13 protein-coding genes are annotated in these 16117 nt (G+C 74.3%); 9 read left to right on the forward strand and 4 right to left on the reverse strand.

What is annotated here, in order from left to right; translation table 11 throughout:
- Positions 1 to 33 precede the first annotated feature (33 nt).
- The 8 genes from ACWEJ6_RS05940 (at position 34) to ACWEJ6_RS05975 (ending at position 7813) form a co-directional block, all read left to right on the forward strand.
- On the forward strand, positions 34 to 567 hold the full coding sequence (locus tag ACWEJ6_RS05940) for a PadR family transcriptional regulator (protein WP_452421623.1): 534 nt from the start codon (positions 34 to 36) through the stop codon (positions 565 to 567).
- Positions 564 to 1292 (forward strand): ABC transporter ATP-binding protein, encoded by a 729-nt coding sequence (locus tag ACWEJ6_RS05945; protein WP_387674917.1) that lies wholly within the window; start codon positions 564 to 566, stop codon positions 1290 to 1292. The genes ACWEJ6_RS05940 and ACWEJ6_RS05945 overlap by 4 nt, the downstream gene beginning before the upstream one ends.
- A gap of 5 nt (positions 1293 to 1297) precedes the next feature.
- Entirely contained in the window at positions 1298 to 3088 is a 1791-nt protein-coding gene (locus ACWEJ6_RS05950) for an FtsX-like permease family protein (RefSeq protein WP_452421625.1), read from the forward strand.
- 310 nt (positions 3089 to 3398) lie between these two features.
- Entirely contained in the window at positions 3399 to 4556 is a 1158-nt protein-coding gene (locus tag ACWEJ6_RS05955; RefSeq protein ID WP_452421627.1) for a Cmx/CmrA family chloramphenicol efflux MFS transporter, read from the forward strand.
- A gap of 150 nt (positions 4557 to 4706) precedes the next feature.
- Complete coding sequence (locus tag ACWEJ6_RS05960; RefSeq protein WP_452421629.1) at positions 4707 to 5120, forward strand: TOBE domain-containing protein; 414 nt, start codon at positions 4707 to 4709, stop codon at positions 5118 to 5120.
- 10 nt (positions 5121 to 5130) lie between these two features.
- A complete protein-coding gene (modA, locus tag ACWEJ6_RS05965; RefSeq protein ID WP_452421631.1) occupies positions 5131 to 5937 on the forward strand; it encodes a molybdate ABC transporter substrate-binding protein in 807 nt (268 codons plus the stop codon).
- Between the two features lie 86 nt (positions 5938 to 6023).
- Entirely contained in the window at positions 6024 to 6785 is a 762-nt protein-coding gene (locus ACWEJ6_RS05970) for an ABC transporter permease (protein WP_387675582.1), read from the forward strand.
- Complete coding sequence (locus tag ACWEJ6_RS05975) at positions 6767 to 7813, forward strand: ABC transporter ATP-binding protein (protein WP_452421633.1); 1047 nt, start codon at positions 6767 to 6769, stop codon at positions 7811 to 7813. Before ACWEJ6_RS05970 ends, ACWEJ6_RS05975 begins: the two co-directional genes overlap by 19 nt.
- 127 nt (positions 7814 to 7940) lie before the next feature.
- On the opposite strand, the gene ACWEJ6_RS05980 is transcribed toward ACWEJ6_RS05975, so the two are convergent.
- Both ACWEJ6_RS05980 and ACWEJ6_RS05985 read right to left on the reverse strand, forming a co-directional pair.
- Complete coding sequence (locus ACWEJ6_RS05980) at positions 7941 to 9110, reverse strand: zinc-dependent alcohol dehydrogenase (protein WP_387674903.1); 1170 nt, start codon at positions 9108 to 9110, stop codon at positions 7941 to 7943.
- The gene (locus ACWEJ6_RS05985) at positions 9107 to 10000 is read right to left on the reverse strand and encodes an SRPBCC family protein (protein WP_452421635.1); all 894 of its coding nucleotides are present in this window, start codon (positions 9998 to 10000) and stop codon (positions 9107 to 9109) included. The genes ACWEJ6_RS05980 and ACWEJ6_RS05985 overlap by 4 nt, the downstream gene beginning before the upstream one ends.
- Positions 10001 to 10266: 266 nt before the next feature.
- Between ACWEJ6_RS05985 and ACWEJ6_RS05990 the strand changes: the two genes are divergently transcribed.
- Positions 10267 to 11376: a hypothetical protein gene (locus ACWEJ6_RS05990; RefSeq protein WP_452421637.1), complete on the forward strand. Its 1110-nt coding sequence runs from the start codon at positions 10267 to 10269 to the stop codon at positions 11374 to 11376.
- 34 nt (positions 11377 to 11410) lie between these two features.
- Here the strand turns inward: ACWEJ6_RS05990 and ACWEJ6_RS05995 are convergent, their stop codons facing one another.
- Positions 11411 to 11737 (reverse strand): STAS domain-containing protein, encoded by a 327-nt coding sequence (locus ACWEJ6_RS05995; protein WP_358286916.1) that lies wholly within the window; start codon positions 11735 to 11737, stop codon positions 11411 to 11413.
- A complete protein-coding gene (locus ACWEJ6_RS06000) occupies positions 11734 to 15909 on the reverse strand; it encodes a SpoIIE family protein phosphatase (RefSeq protein ID WP_452421640.1) in 4176 nt (1391 codons plus the stop codon). The genes ACWEJ6_RS05995 and ACWEJ6_RS06000 overlap by 4 nt, the downstream gene beginning before the upstream one ends.
- Positions 15910 to 16117 lie beyond the last annotated feature (208 nt).

Here is a 16117-nt window from a genome sequence, read left to right on the forward strand (position 1 = left end):
CTATCTATTGGCTAACCGTTAGGGGGTGGGGCCGTGCAGGACGCGGTGCTGGCGATGCTCGCCAAGGAGCCGTCGCACGGCTACGACCTGCGCGCCCGCCTGCGGCACAGCCTCGGCCCGCTGGGCGAGTCGATGAACCCCGGCCAGATCTACGTGACCCTGGCCAGGCTGGAGAAGGCCGGGCTCGTCGCCTGCGAACGGGCCGACGGCCTCCCCGAGCGGCCCGACCGCAAGGTCTACGCGCTGACCCCCGACGGCCAGCGCCGGGTGGCCGCCTGGCTCGCCGAGGTCGGCTGGCCGAAACCGGACCTGGCCGAGTTCCATCTCAAACTCGCCGCCGCGGCCGCGGCCCGGCTGGCCGACCCGGTCGAGCTGGTCGCGGCGCAGCGCCGCGAGCTGCTGCGCCGCCTGCGCGAGGTCCAGCGGGCGGCGCTGGACGAACCGCCCGGATCACCCGCCGGCCTGCTGCTGGAAGGGGTCGTGCTGCGGTTGCGGGCCGACCTGCGCTGGCTGGACGCCTGCGAGCGCACCTGGTCCGGGGCCGAAGACGAAGACGAGGGCGCATGAACGTGTTACAGGCCCGCGGCCTGGTGAAGACGCACGGCCAGGGGCAGAGCCGGGTCCGCGCGGTGGACGAGGTCGACCTGGAGATCCCCCAGGGGCAGACGCTGGCGGTGACCGGCCCGAGCGGCTGCGGGAAGTCCACCCTGCTCCACCTGCTCGGCGGCCTGGAACGGCCCACCGGCGGAGAGGTGTGGCTGGCCGGCCGGCGCGTCGACACGCTGAGCGAGCGGGCCCTGGCCCGCCTGCGACGCCGGTCGGTCGGGTTCGTCTTCCAGGCGTTCCACCTGGTGGAGGAGCTGTCGGCGGCCGAGAACGTCGAGCTGCCCGCGCTGCTGGCCGGCCGCTCGCGCCGCCAGGCCAGGCGGCGGGCCCACGCGCTGCTGGACCGGGTCGGGCTCGCCGCCCGCGCCCGGCACCTGCCCTCGCAACTGTCCGGCGGCCAGCGCCAGCGCGTCGCCGTCGCCCGCGCGCTGGTCAACGACCCGCTGGTGGTGCTGGCCGACGAGCCCACCGGCAACCTCGACACCGCCGCCACCCTCGACGTGCTGAGGATCTTCGGCGAGCTGCGTTCCGCCGGGCAGACCCTCGTGATCGTCACGCACGACGAGCGGGTGGCGGCGACCGCCGACCGGCTGGTCTCGATGCGCGACGGCATGTTCGTCGACGACACCCACCTGGCCGCCGCCCGCCCGCGGGGGCTGGGCGGCCTGATCGGGCTGGAGGACTGACCGCCATGGGCACTGTCCTGCTCGTCACCCGGCTGGTGCTGGCCGACGTGCGGCGGCACCGCGTCCAGGCCGCGATGCTGCTGCTCGCGGTGACCGTGGCCACCGCGACGATGGCCCTGGGCCTGTCCCTGGGCGACGCCAGCCGCTCCCTGTACGAGCAGACCCGCGCGGCCACCGCGGGGCCTGACGTGGTGGCATTGTCCGGCGGCTCGGGCCGCGCGGCGACCTCCGCCCTGGCCTCGCTGGCGGACGCCCCCGAGGTGGCCGCCCACCATGGCCCCTACCGCATCGTCTACGCCGACCTCACCGCGCGCGGCTCGACGTCGTCCCAGGTGGTGGTGCACGGCTTCGCCGAGCGGCCCGGCCCGGTCAACCGGCCGCTGGTGACCTCGGGCCGGTGGGTGCGCCCCGGCGGCGCCGTCCTCGAACGCGGCTTCGCCACCGCCCTGGACGTCGGCGTCGGCGACCGGGTCACCATCGCCGGCCGGCCGTACCCCGTCGTCGGGATCGCCGTCACCGCGGCCACCTCCGTCTACCCCTGGGCGGCGCAGATCGGGCCGGGCGGCGGCCCCAGCGACTACGCCGGCCTGGCCTGGCTGACCAGCTCGGACGCCCGGACGCTGGCCTCCGCCCGGCGCCTGCCGGTCACCACGGCCATCGACCTCAAGCTGCGCGACCCCGCCGCCACCGAGGCGTTCCTCGACGCGCACCGCGACCCGGACCTGCGGGTCAACTTCCACTCCTGGCAGTTCACGGCCGAACAGGACACCGTCATCCTCAAGGACAGCCAGCCGATCCTGGTGGTCGGGAGCTGGCTGCTCAGCTTCCTGGCCGTCACCGGGGTCGCGGCGCTGGCCGCCGGGCGCGCCGCCGCGCAGACGCGCCGGGCCGGGCTGCTCAAGGCCGTCGGCGCCACCCCCGGGCTGATCGCCACCGTCCTGCTCACCGAGTACCTGGCCCTCGCGCTGGCCGGCGACGCGCTGGGGCTGACGATCGCCCGCCTGACCGCGCCCACCCTGGCCGGCCCCACGGCCAGCCGGATCGGCGACGCGGTCGAGCTCGGCGGCTCCGTCGTGGTCACCGCGACCGTCCTGGCCGTGGCGGTCGCGGTGCTGTCCACGCTGCGTCCCACGCTGCGCGCCATGCGGACGGCCACCGTCACGGCGCTGTCCGCGACCGCGCGCCCGCCCCGGCGCCGGCCCCTGATCACCGCCCTGTCGGCGCTGCTGCCCACGCCGCTCCTGCTCGGGCTGCGGCTGACCGCCCGCCGTCCCGGCCGGGCGGTGCTCCAGGCGTGCTCCACCGCCACCACGGTGATCGCGATGGTCGCCCTGCTGACCCTCCACGTCCAGCCGGAACGCGGCTACGGCCTGGACGGCTCCTCCGTGCTGCCCAACCTGCGCGGCGAGCAGGACCGCCGGCTGATGCTCGCCGTCACCGCCCTGCTGATCGTCCTGGCCGTCGTGAACACCGTCACGCTCACCTGGACCACCGCCATGGAGGCGCGCGCCACCATGGCCGTCGCCCGCACGCTCGGCGCCACCCCCGGGCAGGTCGCCGCGGGCCTGTCCAGCGCCCAGCTGCTGCCCAGCCTGCCCGGCGCCGTCGTCGGCGTTCCCCTGGGCCTCGGCCTGCTCTCGCTCTTCGCGGCCGGGAACTCGGCGCAGGCGCCCTTCTCATGGCTGGCCGCCGCCGTGCCGGCCACCCTCCTGGTGACCGCGGCGTTCGTCGCCCTGCCCGCCCGGCTGGCCGCCCGCCGGCCCGTGGCCCAGGAACTCAGCGCCGAGACCGCGTGACCGGCCGCGCGGGAACCCGGTGGACGGCTTCCGTGATCTCCGGCTAGGGTGTGGCGCGTGTCCGGTCCCGAGGCGTCAAGACGCTAGCCACCGATCGTCGGTGGCTTCTCGTGATGTCCTGCGGCCGCGCCGTCCCTGAGACCGCGCGCCCTTCCGGCATCCGATCACCTTCGTACGGACCGGTCTCTCCCGGCTGTTCCGCCACCGTCGTGGCGTCGAACCCGGGCCCTCCCTTCTCGCGGTAGCGCCCGCGCCCCGCTGTGCCGCGGGCGCGCCGCGTTCCTTCGTGCTGCTTTTTGGAGTACCGCTCGTGCCTTTCGCCATCTACGTTCTCGGGCTGGCCGTGTTCGCCCAGGGAACGTCGGAGTTCATGCTGTCCGGGCTGGTTCCGGCCATCGCCGCCGACCTGGGCGTGTCCGTCCCGGCCGCGGGCGCGCTGACGTCCGCGTTCGCCGCGGGCATGGTCGTCGGGGCGCCGCTCATGGCGCTGCTCAGCCTGCGCTGGCCACGCCGGCAGGCGCTGCTCGTCTTCCTCGTCGCCTTCGTGCTCGTGCACGTGGCGGGCGCGCTCACCACCGACTTCGCCGTGCTGCTGGTCACCCGCGTCCTCGGGGCGCTGGCCAACGCCGGTTTCCTCGCCGTGGGCCTGGCGACGGCGGCCGGCATGGCCGCCCCCGACGCCAAGGGCCGCGCCACGTCCGTCCTGCTCGGCGGGATCACGCTGGCGTGCGTCGCAGGGGTGCCCGCGGGCGCCGTGCTCGGCCAGGCGTTCGGCTGGCGGTCGGCGTTCTGGGCGGTGGCGCTGGTGTCGCTGCCGGCTGTCGTCGCGGTCGTGCGGTCGGTGCCGGCCGGTGGGCAGGAGAGCGTCCGTCCGCGTGCCCGGCACGAGCTGCGGGCGTTGCGCGAGCCGCGCCTGCTGGTCGCGCTGGCGCTGGGCGCGCTGGTCAACGCCGCCACCTTCGGCACCTTCACCTACCTGTCGCCGCTGCTCACCGAGGTGAGCGGCGTCTCCGAGGGGTGGGTGCCGGTGCTGCTCGCGCTGTTCGGGCTGGGGTCGTTCGCCGGGGTGACCGCCGCAGGCCGGCTGTCGGACGCGCGGCCGGCGCTGGTCCTGGTCGCGGGCGGGCTCGCCTTGCCGGCCGGGTGGGCGCTGTTCGCGGTCGCGGCGGGCGTTCCGGCCGCGGCGTTCGTGCTGGTCTTCGTCCAGGGCGCGCTGTCCTTCGCGGTCGGCTCGACCCTGATCGCCCGCGTCCTGTACGCCGCCGCCGCGGCGCCCTCGCTCGGCGGCTCCTTCGCCACGGCGGCGCTCAACGTGGGGGCCACCGCGGGCCCGGCGCTCGGCGGCGCGGCCATCGCCGCCGGGCTCGGCTACCGGTCGGCGCTGTGGGTCAGCGCCCTGCTGGTGGTCGTGGCGCTCGCCGTGGCGGCCGTCGTCCACAGGTCGCCGGCGAGCGTCACGCGGCGCTGACCGGGGGCGGGAAGATGGTCCGGCGGCGGTGACCGGGCGCGGTCGCAGGGGTGCTCTCGTGAATGCGATGGCATGCCCGGCGATCGGGTCGCTGTTGCCTAGCCAGATGGGGATTCAGGGTGGATTATGCGGAAGGTAGGGTGTGGGTTTGTGACGACGTTCCGGATCAGCGAGGCCGCGGCGCTGCTCGGGGTCAGCTCCGACACCGTCCGGCGGTGGGTCGACGCGGGCCGGCTGGCGGCCCAGCGCGACGAGCACGGCCACCGGCGGGTCGACGGCGCCGACCTGGCGGCCTTCGCCCGTTCGCAGATCGAGTCCGACGGCGAGGGCGGCCGCTCCTCGGCGCGCAACCGCTTCCGCGGCATCGTGACCGAGGTGATCCGCGACGCGGTGATGGCCCAGGTCGAGATCGCCGCCGGGCCGTTCCGCGTGGTGTCGCTGATGAGCCGGCAGGCGGCCGACGAGCTGGGCCTCCAGGTGGGGGTGGTGGCGGTCGCCGTGATCAAGTCCACCAACGTCGTCGTGGAGATCCCCGGCCACGAGCGCGTGGCCAGTCAGGTGTGAGGAGCCCCCCTTGGTGTTCAGGCGTCTTTCCCGATGGTCGATCGCCCTGCCCGTCGCGTTCGCGCTGGCCGGCCTGGCCGGCTGCGGCTCGGGCGCGCCGGCCACGTCCGCCTCGTCCGCTCCCGCCGCGTCCGCCGGTGGGGGCGCCGGGGCGGTGACGGTGTTCGCGGCGGCCTCGCTGACCGGTACGTTCACCGAGCTGGGCAGGAGCTTCGAGAGCGCCCATCCGGGAACGACGGTGAGGTTCAACTTCGGCTCCAGCGCCACCCTGGCCCAGCAGATCGTCCAGGGCGCCCCCGCCGACGTGTTCGCCGCCGCCAGCCCGGCCACCATGAAGACGGTCACCGACGCCTCCCTCGCGGGCGCCCCGGCCACGTTCGTCCGCAACAAGCTGCAGATCGCCGTGCCCGCCGCCAACCCGGCCAAGGTCGACGAGCTGAAGGACCTGGCCGACCCCGCGGTGAAGGTGGCGCTCTGCGCCGAGCAGGTGCCGTGCGGGGCCGCCGCGGTCAAGGCGCTCGGCGCGGCCGGTCTCAAGGTCACGCCGGTGACCCTGGAACAGGACGTCAAGGCCACCCTCACCAAGGTGCAGCTGGGCGAGGTGGACGCCGCGCTGGTCTACCGGACCGACGTGATCGCCTCCGGCGGCAAGGTGACCGGCATCGACTTCCCCGAGGCCGCCCAGGCGATCAACGACTACCCGATCGCGGCCCTGACCAAGGCCCCGGCCGGCGACCTGGCCAAGCAGTTCGTCGACCTGGTGCTGTCCCAGCAGGGCAAGGACGTCCTGGCCAAGGCCGGTTTCGAGGCCCCGTGAGCGCTCGCTCCCGGCGTCCGGGCCCGGCGGGCGCGTCCGCCGGGCGTCCGGCCGCGGGCCGTGAGATCTCGGGGCGGGCGCCGTGGATGCTGGTCGTGCCCGCGCTGGCGGGGCTGGCGTTCCTGGTGCTGCCGCTGGCCGGGCTGCTGATCCGGGCCCCCTGGCCCACGCTGCTCCAGCGGCTGGCCGAGCCCCATGTGCTGGAGGCGCTGCGGTTGTCGCTGCTGTGCGCCACCGTCGCCACGGCCTTCTGCCTGCTGCTCGGCGTGCCGCTGGCCTGGTTGCTGGCGCGGGTGTCGTTCCCGGGGCGGCGGCTGGTGCGCGCGCTGGTCACCGTGCCGCTGGTGCTGCCGCCGGTGGTCGGCGGCGTGGCGCTGCTGCTGGTGCTGGGGCGGCGCGGCCTGGCCGGGCAGTGGCTGGAGTCCGCCTTCGGCATCACGCTGCCGTTCACCACGGCCGGGGTGATCGTCGCAGAGGCGTTCGTCGCGATGCCCTTCCTGGTGATCAGCGTGGAGGGCGCGCTGCGCGGCGCCGACCAGCGCTTCGAGGAGGCCGCCGCGACGCTCGGCGCCTCCCGCTGGACGGTGTTCCGCCGGGTGACGCTGCCCATGGTGATGCCGGGCGTGGTGGCCGGGGCCGTGTTGTGCTGGGCGCGGGCGCTGGGCGAGTTCGGGGCGACGATCACGTTCGCCGGCAACTTCCCCGGCACCACCCGCACGATGCCGCTGGCGGTCTACCTGGCGCTGGAGACCGAGCCGGAGGCGGCGATCGTGCTCAGCCTGGTGCTGCTGGCCGTCTCGGTGGTCATCCTGGCCAGCCTGCGCGACCGGTGGGTGAGCGCGCCGTGACCCTCGACGCCCGTCTGGTGGTCACCCGGCCGGCCTTCACCCTCGACGTCTCGCTGCGGGTCGCCGCCGGCGAGGTGGTGGCGCTGCTCGGCCCCAACGGCGCCGGCAAGACCACCGCCCTGCGCGCCCTGGCCGGGCTCACCCCGATGACCGCTGGGCACGTCAGCCTGCGTGGCGCGCCGCTGCACACGCTGCCCGCCGAGGGCCGCCCGATCGGCATGGTCTTCCAGGACTACCTGCTCTTCCCGCACCTGTCGGCGCTCGACAACGTCGCCTTCGGGCCGCGCTGCCAGGGCGTGCCCAAGGCCGAGGCCCGCCGGACGGCCGCCGCGCTGCTGGAGCGGGTCGGCCTCGCCGCCCACGCCGCCGCCAGGCCGCGGCGGCTGTCCGGCGGGCAGGCGCAGCGGGTCGCCCTCGCCCGCGCGCTGGCCGTACGGCCCGAGCTGTTGTTGCTGGACGAGCCGCTGGCCGCGCTCGACGCCCACACCCGGCTGGAGATCCGCTCCCAGCTGCGCCGCCACCTGGCCGACTTCGAGGGCGCGACCGTGCTGGTCACCCACGACCCGCTCGACGCGATGGTGCTGGCCGACCGGCTGATCGTCATCGAGCACGGCACGGTCGTGCAGGAGGGCCCGCCGGCCGAGGTCGCCCGCCATCCGCGCACCGACTACGTGGCCCGCCTGGTCGGGCTCAACCTCTATCGCGGCCTGGCCGAGGGCGTGCGGGTCAAGGTCGGCGAGGTGCTGCTGCACACGTCGGAGGAGCTCGACGGACCGGCGTTCGTGGCCTTCCCGCCCGCGGCCGTGGCGTTGTACCGCAGCCGCCCCGACGGCAGCCCGCGCAACCTGTGGCAGGCCCGGATCGAGGGCATCGAACGGCACGGCGACAACGTGCGCGTGCACCTCGACGGCCCCCTGACGGCCTTCGCCGACATCACCCCGGCCGCCGTCGCCGACCTCGACCTGACCCCCGGCCAGCGGATCTGGGCCTCCGTCAAGGCCACCGAGACGCACGCCTACCCGGCCTGAACGCCCCGATCCCACAGCCGTTCGCCCACGCCGACCCGGATGGTTCCTGCGCCGCTCCGCCGACTTGGCGGAGCGGCGGGCCACCGAGGAAATCGGGCGGAACCGGCTCTGGGCCACGAAGGCAGCCTCACGGAGTGAGGACGACCTTGTTGCACTCGTCCTGCTTGTGCTTGAACAGCTCGAACCCGCGCGGCGCCTCGCTGAGCGGCATGCGGTGCGAGACGACGAAGCTCGGGTCGATCTCGCCCGCGCGGATCCGCTGCAGCAGCGGCTCGGTGTAGCGCTGCACGTGGCACTGTCCGGTGCGGATGGTCAGCGACCGGTTCATGACGGTGCCCATCGGGAACTTGTCGACGAATCCGCCGTAGACGCCGATGACGGAGACCACGCCGCCGTTGCGGCAGGCCATGATGGCCTCGCGCAGCGCGTACGGCCGCTCGGTCTCCATCCGGGCGGCCTGCTTGGTGCGGTCGTAGGCGTACATGGCCGGGGTCGGGTGGTGGGCCTCCATGCCGACGGCGTCGATGCAGGCGTCGGGGCCGCGCCCGCCGGTCATGTCGCGCAGTGCGTCCAGCACGTTCACCTCCTCGTAGTTGAGCACCTCGGCGCCGGTGCGCTGGACCCGCCGCAGCCGGTACGGGAACCGGTCGATGACGATGACCCGCTCGGCGCCGAGCAGGAACGCGCTGGCCGCGGCGAACTGCCCGACCGGCCCCGCGCCCCAGATCGCGATGGTGTGGCCCGGCTTGATGTCGCACATCTCCGCACCCATGAAGCCCGTCGGAAAGATGTCCGACAGGAACAGCACCTGCTCGTCGGTCAGGTCGTCCTCGATCTTGATGGGGCCGACGTCGGCGAACGGGACGCGCACGTACTCGGCCTGCCCGCCGGCGAAGCCGCCCAGCATGTGGGAGTACCCGAAGATCCCGGCGGGCGCGTGGCCCATCAGCTTCTCTGCCATGCCCGCGTTGGGGTTGGAGTTCTCGCACAGCGAGTACAGCTCGGCCTCGCAGGCGAAGCAGGCCCCGCACGCGATGGGGAACGGCACCACGACGCGGTCCCCGGCGTGCAGGTCGCGCACGCCGGGGCCGACCTCGACGACCTCGCCCATGAACTCGTGGCCGAGGATGTCGCCCTTCTTGACGGTCGGGATGTAGCCGTCCACGAGGTGCAGGTCGGAGCCGCAGATCGCGGTCGAGGTGACGCGGACGATCGCGTCACGCGCGTTGAGGATCTGCGGGTCGGGGACGTCTTGGATCTCCAGGCGGTTGCGGCCCGCCCACACGTTGGCCTTCATGCCCGTCCTCCGATCGGTTGTGCGGGACGCTGGTGGAGCTGGCGCCGGGCGCGGTGGCCCTCGGGGCTGCCCTCGGAGCGGACCACCTCGCCGGTCTCCATGACCTGTTTGAAGCGGCGCAGGTCGTCGCGGAGCTGCTGCTCGGGGTGTTCGCCGAACATGCGGGCGACGGCGGCGGCGAGCTTGCGGCCGGGCGCGCCGTACTCCAGGGAGACGTCCACGACCGTGCCGTGCCCGCCGGGGCCGTCGGTGAAGCTGACCAGGCCGGCGGTGGCGATGCCGGTGCCGGGAACCGACCGCCAGGCGATCAGGTCGCCGAACCGCTCGTCGATGATCTCGGCCTCCCACTCCAGGTCGACGATCGGGCCCTTGGCCTTCCAGCGGGAGTGGCGCTGGTTGATGGTGCGTACCGAGTCCAGGTGGCCCATGAACGTGGGCAGGTTCTCCAGGTCGCGCCAGAAGCGGTAGACGTCGTCGCGGGGCTTGTTGATGGTGATGGAGGCGCGCACCTGGAGCGGGCCCTTGGCCTTGGCGGTGCCGCGCCGGGCGCAGGCGGCGTCCAGGGCGGTGAGGCCGGCGACGGCGCCGAGCGCGGCCAGCGCGCGGGTGCGGCGGGCGCCGGTGCGGCCGGCGGCGGCCCGGCCCAGGACGCCGAGGTCCATCGTGTCGCCGGCGACCCTGGTCCACACCCACTGGGCGGGGTTCTTGGCGCCGAGCAGCAGCGCGGCGTGCATGAGCTCGCGCCCGCCGACGAGCCTGGCGACGGCCGTGGCCCCGGGCGCGTCGTCGACGCCGCACAGGCGGGTCACGGCCCGCGGTGCCCCCAGTTGCGCCGCGCCCAGCGCGAGGCTGGCCCACCCGAGCGCACGGGCGAATTTGTCGGTCATCATGTGTCCTAACGCAGGTTGCAGTGGTTATGCGTACGCCGCAGGCGGCCCCCGGTCTGCTGACGCCCCCGCGTCCCTTGCCCCCGACAAAACGGATGACACCAGCGGATTCAGGCATTGAAGGTGGAGGTCGTCTGGATGGCCGTCCACGACGGACACCCGCCTCACCTGCTGCATCCAGACCTTCATCACCCGATACACGATGCATGTGCCGCACGACTGTGGGTATTCGGTCCCGGGATCCACCCGGCTACCGGCGAGGAGCGCTCATGGCCATCAGTGAGCCGCACCGGCCGGAGATCGTCGTCGGGCTCGTGGCGACCCCGCCGGACTATCCGGCGCAGGTGGTCGCGCGGCTCGCCGCCGAGCTGGCCGACCGGCTCGCCGAGCAGGTGGACCCGCACGTGCGGTGGACCGTCCGGGCAGGCTGGGGTGACGTGGCGCCGCGCCGCGACGGCGGCGTCGAGGCGCTGCTCGACGATCTCGCCCGCCGGCGCGCCGACGCCCGGTGGGACGTCGCGATCTGCCTGACCGACCTGCCGCTGCACACCGAGCGGGTGCCGCTGGTCGCGCAGACGTCCGCCCGGCGCCGCGTCGCGGCGGTGTCCCTGCCCGCGCTGGGGCTGTGCCAGCTGCGAGCGCTGCGCGCCGCCGTCCCGGATTTCGTGAGCCGGCTGCTCACTGACACCTCCGAGGAGCGGGTGCCGCCGGCCGGCCGGGCACCGGCCGAACTGGCCGCCCAGGTCGCCGCCATTCACCGGGTGGTCGGCGAGGCCGAAGCCGGGGAACTGGGCTACCTCGCCTCGCGGCTGGCCGGCCGGGTGCGGCTGCTGACCGGAATGATTCGGGCCAACCGCCCGGGGCGCGCCCTGCTGGGCCTGTCCAAACTCCTGGTCGGCGCCTTCGCCACGGCCGCGTTCGCGCTCACCACCAACACCATCTGGGAAATGGGTGACGCGCTCGGCGGACTCCGCCTCACCGTGATCATGTTTCTCGGGCTGACCGCGCTGGTGACCTGGCTGATCATCGCGCACGACCTGTGGGAGAAACCGGACCGCAGGACACCGGCCGAGCTGGCCCGGCTGTTCAACCTGGGCACGGTCCTCACCCTCGCCCTGGCCGCCGCGGTGTCCTATCTGGTGCTGTTCGCCGGAACGACACTCGTCGCGGCGCTGCTGATCGACACCTCCGTGCTGGCACGGAACCTGCAGCGGCCGGTCGATCTCACCGACTATCTGAAGCTGGCCTGGATCATCAGCTCGCTAGCCACCGTCGGCGGCACGATCGGCTCCGGGCTGGAGGACGAGGACACGGTGCGGGCCGCCGCCTACGGCTACCATCCCGAACCCGGCGGCTGGCGGGACGAGCGGGACGCGTGATCCCGCCTCGGGCCAGAAGCGCAGCCGGCGGCGTTCAGGCGCTGTGGCCGTCCTGGGACGGGTCGACGTACGTGATCTCCTGGATGGCGGCGACGTCGGCGAAGCCGGCGATCGTCAGGACGGGTTCGAGCACCGGGTTGGCGACGAGCCGGATCCGCGAGGCGTGCGTGAACAGCACGGTCAGGCCCGCGCTGTCCAGGTACTCCACCTCGCTCAGGTCGACGAGCACCATGCTGTCGCCGGTTCGGGCCAGCGCCTCCTCCAGGGCCCCGGCGTTGCTCATGTCGATCTCGCCGGCGGCGGCCAGGACCTGGGTGCCGTCCGGCCGCGTCGAGGCCGCAAGGGTCAGAGGGGTGGTCATGAGCTGATCCTCGCTTGCATGTCGACGGTGGTACCGGCCGCGCCGGGTTCGATGGTGACCTCGTTCATCAGGGCGCGCATGAGCGCCACGCCCCGGCCCCGGTGCGGGTTCGCCTCCGGCTCCGGAGGCTTCCAGCGGCCGGTGTCGGCGACGGTGAGCCGCAGGTCGCCGGGGGTGGCGACGGCCCGCAGGCGGATCGTCCGGCCGGGGGCGTTGCGGTGGCCGTGCTCGATCGCGTTGGCGCACGCCTCCCCCGCCGCCACGAGCACGTTCTGCACCAGCGAAGGGGTGAGCTGGCAGCGGGCCAGCCACTCCCGCAGGGCCGAGCGCACGGGGGCGAGCTGGCTCGACTCGGCCGGGAAGTCCACCTCCAGCGGGGCGGGCTGGCGGTAGAGCAGCAGCGCGACGTCGTCGTTGAAGCCGCCGTCCGGGGCGAGGGAGGACATGACGTCGCTGGCCAGCTCCTCGATCGGGGTGGACCGCCCGACCTGGACGGCGGTGCTGGCCTCGCCGATGCCCGCGGTCAGCGGACGCCGCCGCCGCTCGACCAGGCCGTCGGTGTAGAGCAGCAGGGTGGACCGGGGCGGCATGGTGCACCTGGCCTCGGTGCGCCCGCGGGCCGACCGTACGGCCAGCGGCGTCGAGCGGCCGCCCTCCAGCAGCTCGGTGCTGCCGTCCGCGTGGGCCAGGATGCCGGGGGGATGGCCGGCGCTGGAGTAGACGAGGTCGCCGGTGGCGGTGTCCAGGACGCCGCAGAAGACGGTGGTGCACTTGGCGCCCGGGATGAGGGCGGCGAACCGGTCGAGCGCGGTGAACACCTGGGCGGGCCCGGCGTCCTGGAGCAGCAGGGCCCGGCAGGCGCTGCGCAGCTGTCCCATGACGGCCGCGGCCTCCAGCCCGCGCCCCACGCAGTCGCCGACGACGATCCCGATGCGCTCGCCGGACAGCGGCACGATGTCGTACCAGTCGCCGCCGACCTCCAGCGGGCTGGTGGCGGGCTCGTAGCGCACGGCGAAGCCGCTGGGCAGCCGGGACGGGCCGAGGATGGCGCGCTGGAGCGCCACGGCCGCCTCGCGCTGCTGGTCGAGCTGGTGCACCCGGTGGAGGGCCTGGCCCAGGTGGCCGGCCAGCAGCGCCAGCAGGGTCTGGTCCTCGTGGGTGAACGGCCGGTTCTGGCCCAGGTCGATCCAGACGGCGAGCAGGCCCTCGGGGTGCTCCAGGGTGATGCCGGCCCCGTCCGTCTCGGAGGCGACGGCCCGCAGGGGCGGCTGCTCGCGCAGGCCCGTCAGCTTGGCCCGCACCTGTTCCGGCAGGTCCTGCCAGGCCGGGCCGGACGGCGCGGCGACCAGGCCGCGGGAGCCGTCCTCGTCCCAGACGACGGCCGCGACCTGCCGGGCGTGCCAGACCTCCTGCAGCGCGTCCAGCCCGCCGGCCAGGGCGTCGTTCATGTTGCCCGCCTGCGAGACGCGCAGGCCCAGCGCGGCGAGCGCGCTCTCGCGCTGCACGAGGTAGTGCTCGGCGGTCACGTCCCGCAGGGTGCCCACGACGCGGCGCCGCCGGGTGTCGGGGTCGGTGACCGAGTTGAACGTGACCGCGACCCACACCTGGTGCCCGTCGCGGTGGGTGACGGGGATGACCGCGCTGCCCCTGCCCTCGCCGACGAGCCGGCCGAACGCCTCGGCGACCAGGCCGTGGGCCTGCGGGTCGCGCCGCTCGTCCGGCCACCAGGGGTGCCGGGGCCGGTAGGGCAGGCCGTCGGGGCCGTAGCCGAGGATGTCGGTGAACGCCGAGTTGATCTCGATCACCGCGCCGTCCTCGTCGGTCACGAAGAACGCCTCCTGCAAGGAGTCGATCATGGCGTTGCGCCAGCGCGTGTGATGGTTGCGCAGCCGCGCCAGCTCCACGTTGGCCCGCGCCCGCGCCAGCAGCTCGGCCGCGGAGAACGGCTTGACCAGGTAGTCGTCGGCGCCCGCCGCCAGGCCCTCGATCGAGGCCTCCTGCCCCGCGCGCGCCGACAGCAGCAGCACCGGCACCCCGGCGGTACGCGGATCGGCCCGCAGGGCCGCGACCAGGGCCAGGCCGTCCAGGCGCGGCATCATCACGTCGCTGACCACGAGGTCGGGCTCCTCGGCGTGCACGGCGTCGAGCGCCTGGAGACCGTCGCCGACGGCGGTGACGTGGTAGCCGGCGCCCTTGAGCAGCCGGACGAGGTACTCGCGCATGTCCCGGTTGTCGTCGGCGATCAGCACCCGGGCCGGCGGGCCGTCGCTCGGCCCCTGTGAGCCGCCGCCGTCCGCCGAGACGTCCGAGGACGTCCCCGCGCCGGTGACGTCGTCCTCGGGCAGCCAGCGCAGCGCCTCCTGCACGAACGGCTCGGCGCCGGACGAGACCGACTCCGCCGGGCGGGCCGGCACCAGGCTCCCGGCCGGAAGGTGGTCGGCGCCGAAGGGCAGCCGGATGGTGAAGGTCGTGCCCTTGTCCTCGACGCTCTCGGCGGTGATCGTGCCGCCGTGCAGGCCGACGAGCTCCTGGACGAGAGCCAGCCCGATGCCGCTGCCCTCGTTGGAGCGCGAGCGGGCGCTCTCGATCCGGTGGAACCGCTCGAACAGGCGCGGCAGCTCCTCGGCCGGGACGCCGATGCCCGTGTCGGAGACGGTCACCACGGCCTGCCCGTCCCGCACGCCCACCTGGACGGCGATCGAGCCGTCGAAGGTGAACTTCAGCGCGTTGCTCAGCAGGTTGAGCACGACCTTCTCCCACATGCTCCGGTCGATGTAGACCGGTTCGTCCAGCGGTGGGCAGTCCACCTGGAAGGACAGGCCGGCCTTGTCGACCGCCGAACGGAAGACGCTGGCCAGGTCGGCGGTCACCGCCGCCAGGTCGACCGGCTCGTAGCGGGCCTGCATGCGGCCGGCCTCGATCCGGGAGAAGTCGAGCAGCGTGTTGACGAGCCTGCCCAGGCGCAGGGCGTTGCGGTGGACCACCTCCAGGTCCTGGCGCACCTCGGGGGCGGCGCCGGCCAGCGTGTTCCGCAGTTCCTGCACCGGGCCCATGATCAGGGTGAGCGGCGTGCGGAACTCGTGGCTGATGTTGGAGAAGAAGACGGTTTTGGCCCGGTCGAGCTCGGCCAGCTCCTCGGCCCGCCGCTGCTGGGCCTGGTAGCTGCGGGCCGAGGAGATGCCGGTGGCGACGTGCCCCGCGGCCAGCTCGACGAATCCGCGGTACCCGTCGTCCAGGGCGCGGTAGCGGTTGAGCGCGGCCACCAGGAACCCGTACGGCCTGCCTCCCTGCTGCAGCAGCGGCATCACCAGCGCGTGCGTGGGCGGCTCCGGCCAGTCCCCCGGCGGCAGCCCGGCGTACGGGGTCGCGTCGAGCGCCACGAGCGCCGGCTCGCCGCGGGCCGGGGTCTGGACCGGCCACACCGCGTCCGGGTCGCCGGGCGGGACGACGGCCGGGGCGGCCGGATGCCCGGCGGGCAGCCCGGTCGAGCCGGCCAGCCGCGCCCGGCCGTCGCCGTCGAACAGGTACGTCAGGGTGAAGGGCAGGTCCTGGAGGTTGCGGCCGAGCTGGCGGCAGGCGAAGGCGAGCATCTCCTGCTCGGTGCGGACCACGCTGGGGTCGGAGCCGAGATCGCGCAGGGTGGCCATGCGGCGTTCGCCGATGACCCGCTCGGTCTCCTCGCTGACCACGCAGAGCATGCCGACCACCGAGCCGTGGTCGTCGCGCAGCGGGCTGTAGGAGAAGGTGTGGTACGTCTCCTCCGGGTAGCCGGCCCGCTCCAGGAACAGCAGCAGCGCCTCGTCCCAGGTCGCCTTCCCGGTGGTCAGGACGGCGTCGATCCGCGGGCCGATGTCGTCCCAGATCTCCGCCCACACCTCGCGGGCCGGCCGGCCCAGCGCCCACGGGTACTTCTGGCCCAGCGTGTCGCGGCGGTAGGCGGCGTTGCAGAAGAACGTCAGCTCAGGCCCCCACGCCATCCACATGGAGAACCGGGACGACAGCAGGATGCTGACCGCCGTCTGGAGGCTCTGCGGCCAGTGCTCCGGACGGCCGAGCGGGGTCGCCTCCCAGTCGACCTCGGCCAGGTCACGGCCGACCTCGTCGTCCACGGTGAAGATCCCGGCACCGGCCGCCGCCGCCGGCCGCCGCTCACCGTGGTCGTCGTGTGTCATCCGGCTCCCCCTCGTTCGCTGCGGGCGCGCCTACCCCGCGTCGCGCCGGTGATGCCGCCGCGGCCGTGGACCAGCAGGTCAGGTATCACCTCGACCGTAGGTAGAATAGGGCAAATCACTCCGGGGGTCGGGCCTCCGCCCCTGCTCGGCGCCTGTGCCGGCGGAGCTGAGCGGAAGGAGCCGGACGTCAGCACCGCCGAAGACACGC

Source organism: Nonomuraea sp. NPDC004702, from assembly GCF_053601695.1.